The 13,699-nt window shown below is 57.4% G+C and carries 17 protein-coding genes and 1 rRNA gene; 7 read left to right on the top strand and 11 right to left on the bottom strand.

Annotated features, from left to right (window positions below):
- Positions 1 to 17: 17 nt before the first annotated feature.
- Complete coding sequence (locus tag MHK04_RS05275; RefSeq protein WP_023020106.1) at positions 18 to 872, bottom strand: LysR family transcriptional regulator; 855 nt, start codon at positions 870 to 872, stop codon at positions 18 to 20.
- Between the two features lie 71 nt (positions 873 to 943).
- On the opposite strand from MHK04_RS05275, the gene MHK04_RS05270 reads away from it, so the two are divergent.
- Together MHK04_RS05270 and MHK04_RS05265 are read left to right on the top strand one after the other, a co-directional pair.
- Positions 944 to 2,095 carry an MFS transporter gene (locus tag MHK04_RS05270; protein ID WP_023020107.1) on the top strand — a complete coding sequence of 384 codons (1,152 nt, stop codon included), beginning with the start codon at positions 944 to 946 and terminating at the stop codon, positions 2,093 to 2,095.
- A gap of 10 nt (positions 2,096 to 2,105) precedes the next feature.
- Positions 2,106 to 3,404: a copper oxidase gene (locus MHK04_RS05265; RefSeq protein WP_239208185.1), complete on the top strand. Its 1,299-nt coding sequence runs from the start codon at positions 2,106 to 2,108 to the stop codon at positions 3,402 to 3,404.
- Here the strand turns inward: MHK04_RS05265 and MHK04_RS05260 are convergent.
- A complete protein-coding gene (locus MHK04_RS05260; RefSeq protein ID WP_239208184.1) occupies positions 3,391 to 4,824 on the bottom strand; it encodes a TM0106 family RecB-like putative nuclease in 1,434 nt (477 codons plus the stop codon). The two genes, MHK04_RS05265 and MHK04_RS05260, sit on opposite strands and share 14 nt — an antisense overlap.
- Before the next feature lie 69 nt (positions 4,825 to 4,893).
- Between MHK04_RS05260 and MHK04_RS05255 the strand changes: the two genes are divergently transcribed.
- Positions 4,894 to 5,526, top strand: coding sequence for a DUF6474 family protein (locus MHK04_RS05255; protein WP_049359857.1), 633 nt, complete (start codon positions 4,894 to 4,896; stop codon positions 5,524 to 5,526).
- Between the two features lie 187 nt (positions 5,527 to 5,713).
- Complete coding sequence (locus MHK04_RS05250; RefSeq protein ID WP_239208183.1) at positions 5,714 to 6,025, top strand: histone-like nucleoid-structuring protein Lsr2; 312 nt, start codon at positions 5,714 to 5,716, stop codon at positions 6,023 to 6,025.
- Here the strand turns inward: MHK04_RS05250 and MHK04_RS05245 are convergent.
- Positions 6,022 to 6,660 (bottom strand): LuxR C-terminal-related transcriptional regulator, encoded by a 639-nt coding sequence (locus tag MHK04_RS05245; RefSeq protein ID WP_023020112.1) that lies wholly within the window; start codon positions 6,658 to 6,660, stop codon positions 6,022 to 6,024. The genes MHK04_RS05250 and MHK04_RS05245 overlap by 4 nt on opposite strands.
- Before the next feature lie 37 nt (positions 6,661 to 6,697).
- Positions 6,698 to 7,861, bottom strand: coding sequence for a sensor histidine kinase (locus MHK04_RS05240; RefSeq protein ID WP_239208182.1), 1,164 nt, complete (start codon positions 7,859 to 7,861; stop codon positions 6,698 to 6,700).
- Here MHK04_RS05240 and MHK04_RS05235 point away from each other — a divergent pair.
- The gene (locus MHK04_RS05235; protein WP_034655585.1) at positions 7,860 to 8,396 is read left to right on the top strand and encodes a DUF2020 domain-containing protein; all 537 of its coding nucleotides are present in this window, start codon (positions 7,860 to 7,862) and stop codon (positions 8,394 to 8,396) included. The genes MHK04_RS05240 and MHK04_RS05235 overlap by 2 nt on opposite strands.
- Here the strand turns inward: MHK04_RS05235 and MHK04_RS05230 are convergent.
- Together MHK04_RS05230 and MHK04_RS05225 are read right to left on the bottom strand one after the other, a co-directional pair.
- Positions 8,393 to 8,545, bottom strand: a complete 153-nt coding sequence (locus tag MHK04_RS05230; protein ID WP_239208181.1) for a hypothetical protein — start codon at positions 8,543 to 8,545, stop codon at positions 8,393 to 8,395. The two genes, MHK04_RS05235 and MHK04_RS05230, sit on opposite strands and share 4 nt — an antisense overlap.
- Positions 8,545 to 9,207 carry a class E sortase gene (locus tag MHK04_RS05225; RefSeq protein WP_239208180.1) on the bottom strand — a complete coding sequence of 221 codons (663 nt, stop codon included), beginning with the start codon at positions 9,205 to 9,207 and terminating at the stop codon, positions 8,545 to 8,547. The genes MHK04_RS05230 and MHK04_RS05225 overlap by 1 nt, the downstream gene beginning before the upstream one ends.
- Positions 9,208 to 9,240: 33 nt before the next feature.
- Here MHK04_RS05225 and MHK04_RS05220 point away from each other — a divergent pair, with 33 nt between their 5' ends.
- Positions 9,241 to 10,185, top strand: a complete 945-nt coding sequence (locus MHK04_RS05220) for a membrane protein insertase YidC (RefSeq protein ID WP_023020117.1) — start codon at positions 9,241 to 9,243, stop codon at positions 10,183 to 10,185.
- Here the strand turns inward: MHK04_RS05220 and MHK04_RS05215 are convergent.
- The 4 genes from MHK04_RS05215 to MHK04_RS05200 form a co-directional block, all read right to left on the bottom strand.
- Entirely contained in the window at positions 10,142 to 10,750 is a 609-nt protein-coding gene (locus tag MHK04_RS05215) for a TetR/AcrR family transcriptional regulator (protein WP_239208179.1), read from the bottom strand. The genes MHK04_RS05220 and MHK04_RS05215 overlap by 44 nt on opposite strands.
- Before the next feature lie 78 nt (positions 10,751 to 10,828).
- On the bottom strand, positions 10,829 to 11,077 hold the full coding sequence (locus MHK04_RS05210; RefSeq protein WP_005325340.1) for a GlsB/YeaQ/YmgE family stress response membrane protein: 249 nt from the start codon (positions 11,075 to 11,077) through the stop codon (positions 10,829 to 10,831).
- A 118-nt stretch (positions 11,078 to 11,195) separates the two neighbouring features.
- Positions 11,196 to 12,095, bottom strand: a complete 900-nt coding sequence (locus MHK04_RS05205) for a universal stress protein (RefSeq protein WP_023020119.1) — start codon at positions 12,093 to 12,095, stop codon at positions 11,196 to 11,198.
- Between the two features lie 41 nt (positions 12,096 to 12,136).
- Positions 12,137 to 12,280: a hypothetical protein gene (locus tag MHK04_RS05200; RefSeq protein WP_023020120.1), complete on the bottom strand. Its 144-nt coding sequence runs from the start codon at positions 12,278 to 12,280 to the stop codon at positions 12,137 to 12,139.
- On the opposite strand from MHK04_RS05200, the gene MHK04_RS05195 reads away from it, so the two are divergent.
- Positions 12,261 to 13,271 carry a pseudouridine synthase gene (locus tag MHK04_RS05195; RefSeq protein ID WP_411350903.1) on the top strand — a complete coding sequence of 337 codons (1,011 nt, stop codon included), beginning with the start codon at positions 12,261 to 12,263 and terminating at the stop codon, positions 13,269 to 13,271. The two genes, MHK04_RS05200 and MHK04_RS05195, sit on opposite strands and share 20 nt — an antisense overlap.
- A 334-nt stretch (positions 13,272 to 13,605) precedes the next feature.
- On the opposite strand, the gene rrf is transcribed toward MHK04_RS05195, so the two are convergent.
- Positions 13,606 to 13,699: ribosomal RNA gene (gene rrf / locus MHK04_RS05190) — 5S ribosomal RNA — on the bottom strand; the annotation flags it as partial.

The raw sequence follows: 13,699 nt of genomic DNA, 5'->3' as shown, positions 1-13,699 counted from the left end.
CTCTGGGGCGGCCTTTTCTATGCCCGGATAAACTCCCGGAATTGCTGCACCGGAGGCGCATCGTCCCCGGCGCGCCACACCAAACCGAGTTCGCGGTACGCCGGCGGCGTAAGGGGAACTAGGCTTCCCACCTGTAGATAAGGATCATCCAGCGGCAAGAGCGCCACCCCAAGGCCGGCCGCTACCAGCCCCGCAACGGTGGTAAGCTCCATCGATTCGAAAACAAGGTGGGGACTAAAGCCGGCATCTTCCGCCAGGGCATCAAGGAGCATGCGCGTGCCATAGCCGGGAAGCATGCCGATGAACGGCTCGGCCGCACATTCCGCAAGATCTACCTCTTGCCGGTGTGCTGCCCAGTGGCCTTCCGGTACCGCAAGACCTAGGCGCTGCACCTTTATCTGGTGCCAGCCCAATGCGGCATTCGGCCGCGGGCCTACCAGCGCGAGGTCGGATTCGCCATTTTCTACTCTGCTCACCAGCTCTTGCGCCGCCCCTTGGTGCAGGCGAATATCCACGTGGGGGTGCAGCTCGCGATAACTTTTGATCAGATCCGGAACCAGCCAGGTGCCGAGCGAGTGCATGAAATCAAGGCGCACGGTACCTCGTTCGGGGTCCATGAGGCGGGCTACATCGTCCCGGCCTGACTCATAGGCGCGGAGCATTTCCCGTCCTGTCGCAGCGAAGACGGTTCCGCGCGAGTTTACATGCAGGGTGTGCCCAGTGCGCTCAAAAAGACGGGCACCGAGGCTTGCTTCTACGCGCTGTACGCGGCGGGTCAGTGCAGATTGGGAAATCCCCAGCTCATCGGCCGCAGCGCCAACCCGACCGTAATCCACCACGGCGAGGAAGCCGCGGATATCTTCAACATTCATGCATGCTCCGCATCGCTTTTTGTAATTTTCCACATTTTACACATGCAGTGCCACAAGGCAGGCTAAATGACATGACTAGAACGCGGCGTGCAACGGTAGCCATGCTCCTAGTGGGCTTGGCCATCTTCTCCAGCCTTTATTCCACCCAAGCTATTCTTCCCACGCTGGTACAAAACATGGGTCTTTCCTCCACCGAGGCGGCCATGACCGTATCGGCCGCTACGGGCGCGCTGGCCCTGTGCGTCGTCCCCGCTTCCATCCTCTCCGAACGCTTCGGCCGCGGCCGTATCCTGCTTATTTCGGCCGTTTCCGCCACCAGCGTGGGGCTCATTGTGCCGCTCGCTGCCGAAGGATGGCATCTTATTTTGCTGCGCGGCCTGCAGGGCGCTCTCCTCTCCGGTGCACCTGCTACCGCGATGGCATGGCTTTCTGAAGAACTCGATGATAAAGCGCTGCCGCGCGCCATGGGGCTCTACATTGCAGGCACCTCCGTCGGCGGCCTTACCGGCCGTCTCATTCCTACCGGGCTGGTAGAGATTTCCACGTGGCGCTGGGCCCTTTTTGGTTCGGCGCTAGTTTCGCTCGCCTTTGCCATCACGTCGTGGCTCCTGCTTCCCGCGCAACGCAATTTCCGGCCGAAATCCATCCATCTCACCAGCGAAAGTCGGGCGCTTTTCGGCCACTGGGCTAACCGGGATTTGGCATTGCTCTTTCTCACCGCGTTCCTCTCTATGGGCACATTTGTCTCCATGTACAACTTCCTGACCTTCCGGCTCATCGATGATTTTGGGTTGGCCCCTTCACTCGCCGGTTTGGCCTTCCTCTTCTATCTTTCCGGCACGTGGTCCTCTGCGCGGGCGGGCTCTCTCGTGGCACGGATCGGGCATGGGAAAACCCTCTGTGCTTCAGCCGCACTTTTTACCCTTGGCATCGCATTATGCGCCGGTAACCTTCCCATGACGCTCCTGGGCATGATCGCCTTTACCGTGGGCTTTTTCGCCGTCCACTCCACTGCCTCCGGGTGGGTAGGCCAGATTGCCACCCATGACCGTGCGGAGGCGTCCTCGATGTACGTATTCTGCTATTATTTCGGCTCTTCTGTGGTGGGAGCGTGTGCGGGCATGCTTTTCGACGCCCTTTCTTGGCCCCTCTTCATTGCCTTCTTCACCGCGGTGGCCCTTAGCCTTAGCGCACTGACTTGGACCAGGATTAAATCCGACTAATATCGGTTTTATGCCTGAGAATAAGTGGTCGGCGCGGACGTGGCACCGAAGGGCCTCTCGGCCCGTATCTCTGTGGATGATGGTCTTCATCCTCGTGGGTGCCACGCATACCCTGGTGCCGAACTACCGATGGGTGCTCATTCACCTGTTCACCCTCGGACTAGTGAGCAATAGCATCATGGTCTGGTCACAGCACCTGACGGAAAAATTCACCCAACAGCGCCTCCCCGATTCCGCCCGGCCCACCCAATTGGGTCGCATCTATGGCCTCAATGCCGGCATCATCATCACGCTACTCGGCCAAGTCCTTATGGAATTCTGGTCCCATCACTGGATAGTCACCCAGGTGGGAGCCACGCTCATTACTCTCATGATGCTTTGGCATGCGGCATCGCTCTTCCGGCAATGGCGCGGCGCCAAAGAAAAGCGCTTCCGGCCGGTGGTGGGCGCCTATGCACTTTCCGCCCTCTGCCTGCCGGTAGGCGCCATGTTTGGCGCACTGCTAGCGGTCCACCCCGGCCACCCTACGCTGCTGCTCGCCCATATCGCCGCCAATATCGGCGGTTTCATCGGCTTGGCAGCGGCCGGCTCCCTCACCATCCTTTTCCCCTCCATTTGGCGCACCCAAGGTATCAATCGCCACATGCGTTCCTCCTTTGCCCTGCTCGCCGTCGGCGTGGCCGCCACCATCATTGGGGCCTTCCTCGGATTCCCCCAGTTGGGCCTAATCATGTACTGCTGCGGTTGGGTACTGAGTCTGCAGCAGTGGCTCGACAACGTGCTCACAGTGGCTAAAGACCCGCGCGATCGCATTACTTTCGCCTCGGTCTCCGTCCTTATGGCCTCGTTATGGCTGGTGCTGTCTTTGGCGTATTACACCGTCCAGCACTTTTTCACCCCTGAACCGGCACTGCCTTCCCTCGCCTTGCTGGTGGGGTTTGCCGGTCAGCTCCTCATCGGCGTCATGAGTTACCTCTTGCCCACCACCATGGGTGGCGGCCCCTCTGCCGTCCGAGCGGGCCTACAGCAGCTAGACAAACTCGGCTTATTGCGTGCCACATTCGTCAATGGCGGGCTACTCATCTGGATCGGTACCGATGTTTCCCTGCTCAAGGTGGCCGCCTCCCTTCTGTGCATCCTTTCTCTGGCTGTCTACCCCGTGCTCATCGCCCGAGCGGTCAAAGCCCAGAAACAGGTCTTAATGAAAAAGGCGGAGGGCCCAGATCCCAAGCCGGGACCTGAATGGAACCAGGTATATATGGGCATAGCGATCCTCTCGGTCGTGTACGCCCTATTTACAGCGCTTTAACCCCCGGTGCTCCGGCATCCATCCACTCGCGTACCGCGCGGGTGGCCTGTACATCGCCGGAGTTATAGTCCAGCAAACGCTGCCGCGCCACGAGGTCCCCGGCTAGCGCCTCGCGCCGCGCATTCACGGATTCTTCGCCGTCGAAATCCTCTTCTGGCCACGTAAACCCAGCCTCAGGCGCAACAACCTTCAGGCCCAGGCCAAAGGGGCCGGCGAAGGATCTTTTAACGTGGGCAAACATATCCACCCACTCGGGCGAGGAGATGAACTCTTCTACCTCCCGCTCATCCACCTCGTGGAAACGCCGCGCGGACATACGCATCCAGTGATTCTCGCCATGGGCAGAGTAGCAATAAGCAGCAAAGGTTTTACCCTGCGCATGCGCCTGCGCCCGCAGATCCATCAGCCAGCGCCAGAAGGCCGCAAAATTTTCCGCCTCGGCGCGCCCTCCCAACGGCTCCCAGGTCACGAAAGGGACATACTCGCCGTCGTACCACGCTCCCCATAGATACGCGCCCTGGTCCAGGTAGGCTTCCATATCCACGTCTACTTCCACGTCCGCCCGCGGAACGTTCACGTCACCGCGGCGCAACAATACTTCCCCGGCGCGCCAGGCGGCTGCAAGGCGGGAGGGTTCGCCCAGGTCGGCGTCGATAAGCGCCTGCACGGAAGTAATACCTCGCTCGCGGTAAGGCTTAGCGCGGTCGCCGGATAAAAAGAGCGAAATATCATCCGCCGCCACCAACTCTGGTTCACACAAAGACCAGAAGCGGCAGCTAGCGCACTCTTTAACCCGTACCGGCGCAGTAGGCAGCGGCTGATTCCACGCGCGTTCCAGATCAAACCTGGCCGTGTCAGTAAAAAATGCTCGCGTGCGATCCTGTCCAATGGCTCCGCCCCGGCCCGAATCAAGCCCTAGATCCTGCAAAGCACGAGCGGCAAAAGCTAAGCGGTAGCCATCCACCGCATGGTGGCGCAGCTTATACGGGGCTTCGAGCGGCTCGCTCAGCCCCAACCTGTGGGTGGGCACCGCCAGCGTCGTCTTCGTGTCATTCTTGCGGGCCACACGATGATTGGAGACGATGATCGGGGTGTATTTATCGCCCTCACGCAGCAGCACATCCACGTGCACCATCCACTCCTCGGTAGCAAAGACCGCATTGGTGATGTGCGTATATCCGGAAACCACAGCCTCAAGGGTGCGCATGGAGCGCTCCCACTCATCGTCTTCTAAATCGATGCGGCGGAAACGACCGGAACCCCTGCGCGGAAGCATCTGCATGACCGCCTCCACGGCGGCGGCGTGGCGCTCCGCCCGGGCAATCGAGGCATGGGTACGCGGCATCTCGGGGTGCGCACGCCGCTGCACTAAGCGGTAACGGCACCCCACAAGGTCCGAAGCAACAACCACATCCTCCACACCGGGTGAGCTTAATGGAACGGCAAGGTAAAGTTGAATCCAGACTCGATCAAACGTGAGGGAAATTAAATGAGCATTCTGAAGAAAATTAAAAAGGCCCGCCAAGAAGCACGCGCACAGGCAAAGGCTGCCAAGACCCGCGCTAAGGCAGAGGTAAAGGCCCAGTCTAAGGACCGCCGTCGCCAGCAAAAGCTTCTGGCCAAGCAGGAAAAGCACCTCATCAAGTCTGAGGAAAAGGGCCTAAAGAAGCGCCGCAAGCACGAGCAGAAGATGGCCAAGAATGAACTGGCCAAGCTCAAGGCCGGCCGTTTTAATTCCGATAACGTCAAGCGCTACGCCGGCGCACTGCGCACCGCCGCTCCCCTGCTGCTGCCACTTCTCTACCGCGGCTACGTAGGCTTGAAAACCGAAGGCGAAAAGCGAAAGGCCGCCAAAGCCGGCGTAACTTCGGACCAGATGGCTTCCTTTTCCGGCTACGGTGCCCCGCTCAAGGCCCGCACCGCAGGTATCCGCAATTCCCTCGATAACACGGATATCCCGGCCGGATTCAAGCGCGATGTGCGCGACCGCCTCCAGGAAGTAGACTCCGCCATCGACAATGCTGAGTTTATGACTGAGCAGCAGCGCCGCCGCGCGCACAAGACCATTAGCTCGGAGATTGACTCCATTACTGCGGAAATCCAGCAGCGTCTGGCCCAGTAAAATCATTTATGCCACCACCGAATAGGGGGCGGTGGTGGCATATATTTATTTTCCATAAAGTTCCGGAATTTTTCGGGAAAAGTATTTTCGGCCCGAAAAAGTTGCTGATAGTCTTCTAATCGCCCTATCCCTGAAACACCATTAATGCTCTCTTTGCTTGGTGTGCATTTAGAAAATTGGAGGCAAAATGTCCCGCCGTGAAGTGACCCAATTTTACGACGACTTGGACCACACCCTAATTCCCGAAGACCAGCTAGAAGTCATTCGCTTCAGCGTGAACGGTCAAAACTACCTTATCGATCTCTCCACGGATAACGCGCGTCGCTTCCATAATCTTCTCGCCCCCTACGTGGATGCCGCCCGCGTTGCCCCGGGCATCAATGCACAGCGCGCCAATCCGAGTCAGATCCGCGCATGGGCACGCACCCAAGGGCTGCCAGTGGCGCACCGGGGTAAGATCCCGCAGGACGTCATCGAGGCCTATAACGCTGCCAACTAGAGCACGCCCTGCTCGCGCGCAGCCGCCACGGCGGAGGTGCGCGAACGCACACCCAACTTGTCATAAATGTGCACAAGGTGGGACTTCACGGTGGCCTCAGACAACATAAGATCTTGTCCAATCTGGCGGTTTGAAGCACCGGCTGCCACCAGCTGCAATACTTCTAACTCGCGCGGTGTAAGGGAAGTACGCGGCGTGCGTACGCGAGTCATTAGCCTATCGGCCACGATAGGAGAAAGCGCCGAATCGCCCTCCGCAGTCGAGCGTACCGCCGCGAGCAACTCCTGCGGTGGTGCATCCTTGAGGAGATAGCCCACGGCGCCGGCCTCAATCGCGCCGAGAATATCCGCATCGGTGTCATAGTTAGTGACCACCAGAACCTTGGGCGGGGTGGCCATGGCGGATCGAATCTGCGCGGTAGCCTCCGCACCACCCATAACGCGGGTCCCTTCCACGCCGGCGCCAAAGCGCAGGTCCATCAGGATGACATCGATGCCGCCCGCCTGCGCAGCCGACACCGCAGCTTCGGCCGTAGCGACCTCCCCTACGACGTCGATATCTTCTGCGCCCTCCAGCACGGAGCGCAAGCCTAGCCGGACGATTTCGTGGTCATCTGCTAATAGGACCCGAATCACGACATTCCTCCTATCGATGTCATTGTCAACCAAAAGTTTAATCTACTCGGCTGTTTAAGGGCATACTAGCTGACACAGCAGTGCCCTCCCCCGGCGCGGATTCAATAATGACCTCCCCGCCTAGCTCCTGCGCGCGGCGCCTGATTGCGGCCAGCCCAATATGTCCCAGACCTGCAGGGGTACTCTCCACCGCAGCCGGATCAAAGCCCTTGCCATTATCCACCACGTCCAGGCGCACCTCATCACCCTCATAGGTCACCGTAATCCGGGCGCGGCTCGCCCCTGCATGCTTGACGACGTTCCCCACAGCCCCCTGCGCAATCCGCAATAACGCCGCCTCCACCTTCATGGGCAACTGTTGTACTTCACCTTCGGATTCCACCTCTACGTGGATATCTCCAGTAGCACCAAAATTCTCCGCCATGCGGGTCAACGCCGCCTCAAGGGAAGCCTCATTGAGCGTTGGCGGCTGCAAGGCCGCAATCATCGCCCGTGCCTCGTGCAGATTATCCGCGGCCGTCCTTCGGGCCAGTTCAATTCGCTCTCGCGCCTTGTCCACGTCCTGCTTATCCAAATCGCGGTCCGCCGAATGCAAAAGCATTTGAATAGAAGACAGCCCTTGGGCAAGGGTGTCATGAATCTCGTGCGCAATGCGCTGACGCTCGGCCACCATGCCAGCATCGCGCTCCGTGGCCGCTAGCTGCGAACGAGTTTCTATCAGCTCCTTATTCATCCGTGACAGCGTACGGAAAGCGTAGGTAATCGCTATCGTCACCAGCGCCGAAACTGCCGGTCCCATCACCCCGCCAAAAGTTAGCCCCTGCGGTATCTGCACCGCCACGGTGATGATTGAGGCTCCAATAACGCAGACTATGCCCGCCGCCATATCCAGCACCGTGAGGTACAGGAAGAACATCGCGAAGACCAAATAGATTGCCGCTGGAGCCACAGAAAGGTCCGCTATCCACAGCACCGATAGGATGCATAGCCATAGGTAGCGCACCGGCCTAGCCCAGTTCTCCCCGTACACCGAGCCCGCGAAAAATACCGCCGCAAAACCCACCAAGAGCAGCAGGTTAATAATCGCTTGGGAAAGCGGCATCCGCGCCGAGGTGAAAATGCCGACCACCAGCAGGCCAGCGGTGAGGATATGGATGCCGGTGCGGAGTGCATCGGTATCCCGGTCTATTGTGGAGTTCATGCGCAAAAGCCTACTTCCCCTTTTCACCCTAGCCGCTTTTGGGATCGCCGGCTGCGATTCATCCACGCCCGCCCCTGCGCCAAACACCCCGGTAACCCCAGAATCATCGCAAGCACCCGAGGTTAACGTCTCTCAGACCGCGGAGGTCAATGACTGGAGCGATTGCCCCTATATCGGCCCCGGCTGGCTAGAAAAAACCAACGGCCAGCGCCTGACCAAACAGGGCATCGACACGCGCTTTCCCACCCCAGCCTGCGTATTCTGGTCTTATCAGGACGATCCACAAGCCACCGTCATCGTGCGGGATATGCCCACGGCCGAAGACGCTCGCGCCGCAGTGGATTGGGCCGCACCTATCGACGCCACCGAACCCGCCTCTTTTGACGGTTGGGAAGGCGGCCGGGGCGTGGTCGATGAACACGCCGTATACGCCGTGCAGAAGGACACGCACGCGGTGCTGGTCTGGAGCAACCAGCAACAAACGGTTAAATCAGAGCAGATCGCCCACGAGGCGATTGCGAACTTAGGCCTTTAGACCGCGACATCGTTATACGGCATCATTGGCGACAGCCACGGGAATACAACCTCCATCAGCAGGAAGAAAACTCCCGCCGCAATGGCGATGGCCAAGATGACTTTCACCGGTGTCGGCCCCGGCAAAAAATTCCATAAAGCGCGATACATTATTTCTCCTCTTTTTCTACTTCCATAGCGTGCACAATCATGCGCTCCGCATTGGAAAATTGCGGGTGGCACGTGGTCAGGGTAAGGATCTCGCGATTCGGCGCGGCGTCAGACTCTGGTACTGGGTTGGTCACTGAGACATCGCCAGGCGTTGTAATATGCCGGCCAACCACGTGGGAATACTCCGGCGGTATTCCGTTAAAGCAATCCGCCTGCTCTCCATCAATGGGCAGTACGCGATAGGTGATTCGCTCCGTTTGCGTCTCCACCACGATGTCATCGCAGGTCTCCAGCTTGCCTATATCATTAAAGGGAGCCCCCTTGCCCACGCGGTGGCCGGCAACGGCAAAGTTTCCCATCTCCCCCGGCATCTGGGAATCTACGTAGCGACCAGGACCGCGGAGCAGATCATCTTCATTGGTGCCCTCAATGATGGCGAAGTGATAGTCAGAACCAAAGGTGGGAATGTAGAGCTGGGCGAATGCCTCGCCCAATTCCGGCTCCATCTTCTGGCGTGGGTTCCTCCATTGCTCTTCAAGATCGGCACTCGCCTCTTCTCGCAACTGCCCGGATTCTACATTTGTCCAATAGGCTTCATAGAATGCAAAGAGTAAAAGAACCACGCCAATGGTTAGCATGAGTTCCCCAAGAACTTTAGTCATGCCTTAGACCATACTGCCCATGAAAGGTTAAGTATGTACGAAGTCTTCATGTACCCGGTTTCTGGAATCATGAAATTCTGGCACTGGATCGTCAGCAGCTTCGTCAGTGAATCCACGGCTTGGCTGATCTCGATCATTCTGCTCGTTATCACCGTGCGTGGAGTCGTTGTCCCCCTGAACTGGATTTCCGTACGTTCCGCCCGTATCGGCGCACTCATCCGCCCAGAAAACAACCGCATCAAAAAGCAGATGAACAACGCCACCACTACCGAGGAAATGGTGGAGCTCATGCAAGAGGAAAAGAACCTCATGAAGAGCTACAACTATAACCCTGCAGCGGGCTGTTTTCCCCCACTCATCATGATCCCGGCCTTCATCGGCCTCTACCAGGTGCTCCTGCGCATGTCTAATATCGAGCGCGGCTCCACCACCGTGGGAATGCTGAATGCCTCCGATGTGTCGGCCTTCCGCCAAACTACCTTCTACGGCGCCCCGTTGACGGATTTCGCCCGCGAACACGGCGACCTCATCAACCCCATCTTGATAGCCGCTATTACCTTTACCATGGCTAATTCTGTTATTTCTCTGGTGCGCAGCTTCCGCACCACTCAGTTTGATCAAAAGGTCAACCGTCGCGTCTTCATCATCATGGGCTTTTTGCTCTTAGTCATCCCATTCTTCCTATGGCACTTGGCCCAAACCGGACCAATCCCGGTAGCAATCATTCTCTACTGGGGCTGCGCGTATCTCTTCACGCTGATCCAAACCGCCATGTTTGAGATCATTTTGCACCGCGACTACCCACTTACTGAGGACGTTCATACTATGCGCCGAGACAGCATCCGCCGCTGGCGCAAGCGCGAAAAAGAACCCGCCCTCTCCAAGGAAGAGAAGAAGCGGGTCAACCGGCTACGTATGGAGGCACGAAAGTATCTTAAATCGAATAATCAGCAGGGGGAGCAGAAAGCATCTGAGTAGCCAGTTCGCGAGCCGTCTGCAGCGGCCCAATCTCCTTGGTGAGCCGAGCGCCGGCGCGACCACCATCCAAGAAGATCAAAAGCTGGCTCGCCTGCGAAGAGGATGGGTACCCATTGCGCTCAGTCAACAATGCCGTCAAGGTAGAGTGCACCCAGTTACGGTGCTCAATACATGCAGCCACGATCCCGTGCTCAGCTTCAGTTTCTGGTCGCGGGTATTCTCCGGCCGCATTCAAAAAGTGGGATCCGCGGAAATCCTGCTTGGGTTCTTCCTCAATCGCTTTATCAAAAAAGGCCATGATCTTTTGATCCGGATCCGTCATCTCCGCAGTGCGCTGCTCCCAATCCTGGCGGAACTTCTCGTCCAAAGCTTCCACATAGGCGATTACGAGCGCATCCTTGGAACCAAATAAGGAGTACAAAGAAGCCTTAGCTACGTCCGCCTCACGCAGGATGCGGTCAATTCCGATGACACGAATGCCCTCGGTAGTAAAAAGCTTGGTCGCCGATTCCAGCAGCCGACTACGCGGGCTGGGCCGATTACGGCGCGACTTCTTTTCTGCCATGGTTTCCTCTCTAAAACGACAAAGCCGGTTCATCTATACTTTATAGACAAACCGGTTTGTACGCGAATTAAATGCGGGCTACTTCTTAATGAGCCCCACGATCCACAACAGGATACAAGCACCACCAGTAGCGGCAATCAAGGAGAAGATCCATCCGCCTTCCTCAATGTTCAGGAAGTGGATAATCATTCCGCCGATAATGCCGCCCAGCACACCAACAATAAGGTTGGTCAACAAGCCGTGGTCGCGCTTCATAATCTTTTCTGCCAGCCAGCCAGCAATAATACCGATAACAATCGAGCTAAAAAGCCCCAAACCCAAATTCATGCAATCCTCCTAAATTAACGGGCACACTCCAACGTACACGAGCGAACCGGCTCTAGGGGGTACGCAACAACAAAGGTGCTCCGCCTACATGGGCGGAGCACCTTATACGCAGTAGCTTTTAGTTGTCCTCATCCGGGCGAACAACCATCATCGGGCATGGTGCAGACTGCAGCAATGCGCGAGAGGTCGAGCCCAAGAGCATACCCTTAAAGCCGCCGCGGCCATGGGAGCCCACAACCAGAAGCTGCGCACCTTCTGCGGCTTCGGTCAAAGCGCTCACTGGACGATCCCGGGTGATAAGCTGCTTGACCTCTACGTCTGGGTACTCCTCGCGCGGCTCCTTGAGGTTTTCAGCCAACAGCTCGCTCTGCTCCTTCTCGATATCAGCCCACTCAGACTGGGCGGCCGAAAGACCAGCCAAGGAAGCCTGTACCTGCATATCCATCCAGGTGTGAACCGCAATCAAAGCGGCGCCACGAGCCTGCGCCTCACGGAATGCATAAGCAGTGGCCTTCTGCGAGACCTCAGAGCCATCCACACCGACCACAACAGGACCGTACTTGGTGGATTCCGTAACGTGATTATCTTCGCGAACGACAACCACTGGGCAAGAAGCGTGGGAGACAACCGAAGCGGAGACAGAGCCCATCACCATGCCAGACAAGCCACCCATGCCGCGGGAACCCATGACGATCATGGTGACATCATGCGACATTTCCAGCAGCATATCGATCGGGGAGCCCTCAGCCACCGTATGACCAATCTTCAGCTCTGGGGCAACCTCATGAGCGATAGCGCGAGCCTCTTCGATCTTTTCCAGCGTCTCGGCCTGCAAGTCATCGAAAAGTTCCTTCGGCGGAACCATGCCCTCTGCGTACAAGAACTGCGGCATGGTGTAGCTCGATGCAATTCGAAGAGGAATCTCGCGCTTCATAGCCGTATTTGCGGCCCAGCGGACTGCATTCTTGGATGCTTCCGAACCGTCAACGGCAACGACTACAATGTCTTCCTTGGCCATGATGTGTCCTTTCCGTGGTTATACCTTAATTGTAGTACGGATTAGGCTTGAGGGTTGATGGTTGCGGCCTCAGAATTCGACGGGAACATAACGGTGTAAACAAATTCCAAGACGGTGCGAATTACGGCGCCGATACCTTCAGAGAAAAAGGCAACAACCGGTTCAATGAGAGAGTTAAAATCCATGGACAAAACCTTAGTACATCGCAGAAAAGGTTTCACGCCTTTACCGATTAAAGACGGCCTAAACCCAACCCGCGTGCGCACCCCTGAGGCAAACATAACCGCCTGGGATTTTCTTAGTGCAGTAATCTCGGCACAACGCCACCGGCATCCTCACGATGACGCCGCCGCGCTCCAAGCGCGCTTTGACTCCGGCGAGGTGGTCCTACGCGACCAAACCCAGCTCCGACCGGAATCCGTCTTGCGCCAAGATGAGGACGTCTTTTTCTACCGCATGCCGGCACCCGAGATACCGGTGCCTTATGACATCCCCGTTCTCTATGAAGATGAACACATTCTCATCGCCGATAAGCCACCGTTCATGGCCACCATGCCACGGGCGCGACATATCGTACAGACCGCTACAGTCCAGCTGCGGCGAATGACCGGAAATAGCGAACTAGCACCAGCACACCGTCTAGACAGACTTACATCCGGAATCTTGCTATTTACCAAACACCGTGAGGTGCGCGGTGCCTACCAAACCCTTTTCGCTGAAAAGAAAGTCGCAAAAACCTATCAAGCGATCGCCAAATACCGGCGCTTTCCGACGCCCCTCCAATGGTCCTCGCACCTCACCAAGACCCCCGGCGAAATCCAGGGCCGAATTGGCGACGGTCCCCCTAATGCGTTCACTACCCTCGCTTCAGTCGACCGCATAGACAATGCCCCTTATGAAAAACTACACGGCCACCTGCCAGAATTAGGAATTTACTCATTAACCCCCACCACGGGTAAGACCCATCAATTGCGTCTCCATATGTGGCAAGCAGGCGTACCTATCCTGGGTGACCCAGTCTATCCAGAAATCTTTCCCGAAGAAGCAGAGGATATGCGTATCCCCATGCACCTAACGGCCACGCGCATCGAATTTACTGATCCCCTGAGTGAAAAGCCGCGCGAGTTTGAGTCCGCCCTGCCGCTATACACACACCGTCTCATCGATTTTCAGTAGCACAAGCCCGGTACGCCGAGCCTCGTGCTAGCGGCTTCTCGGTGGCCTATGTTGAAACCGATGGCTGCTACAGGATAGGCAGTGTGGTGGTAGTAAAAATAGCTCAATAGCCCGAGACTGCATAGACAGCTCGGGGCACCCTTGCCACGTTGTGGGCCGGTGACAAGATGTGAGTCCGCCCAGACTCTCCCCTCCATAGCCTTCAGCCGTACTCTTGGCTTTGTAGATGAGGACCTTCCACGGGCCGGGAGGGCTGGTAAAACGACGAAAGAAGAGGGCGGTGGTATACCGTCCTCTTCTTTGTTGTTTGTATTTTGTTGTGTTTGTTGTTTGGTGTCGGCGGTGACTTACTCTCCCACAACCTCCCGGTTGCAGTACCATCAGCGTGTGCAGGCTTAGCTTCCGGGTTCGGAATGGGACCGGGCGTT

Origin of the sequence: Corynebacterium nasorum (assembly GCF_022345765.1) — a bacterium.
GTDB lineage: Bacteria > Actinomycetota > Actinomycetes > Mycobacteriales > Mycobacteriaceae > Corynebacterium > Corynebacterium kefirresidentii.
This window is presented reverse-complemented; position numbering and strand designations above follow the sequence as displayed.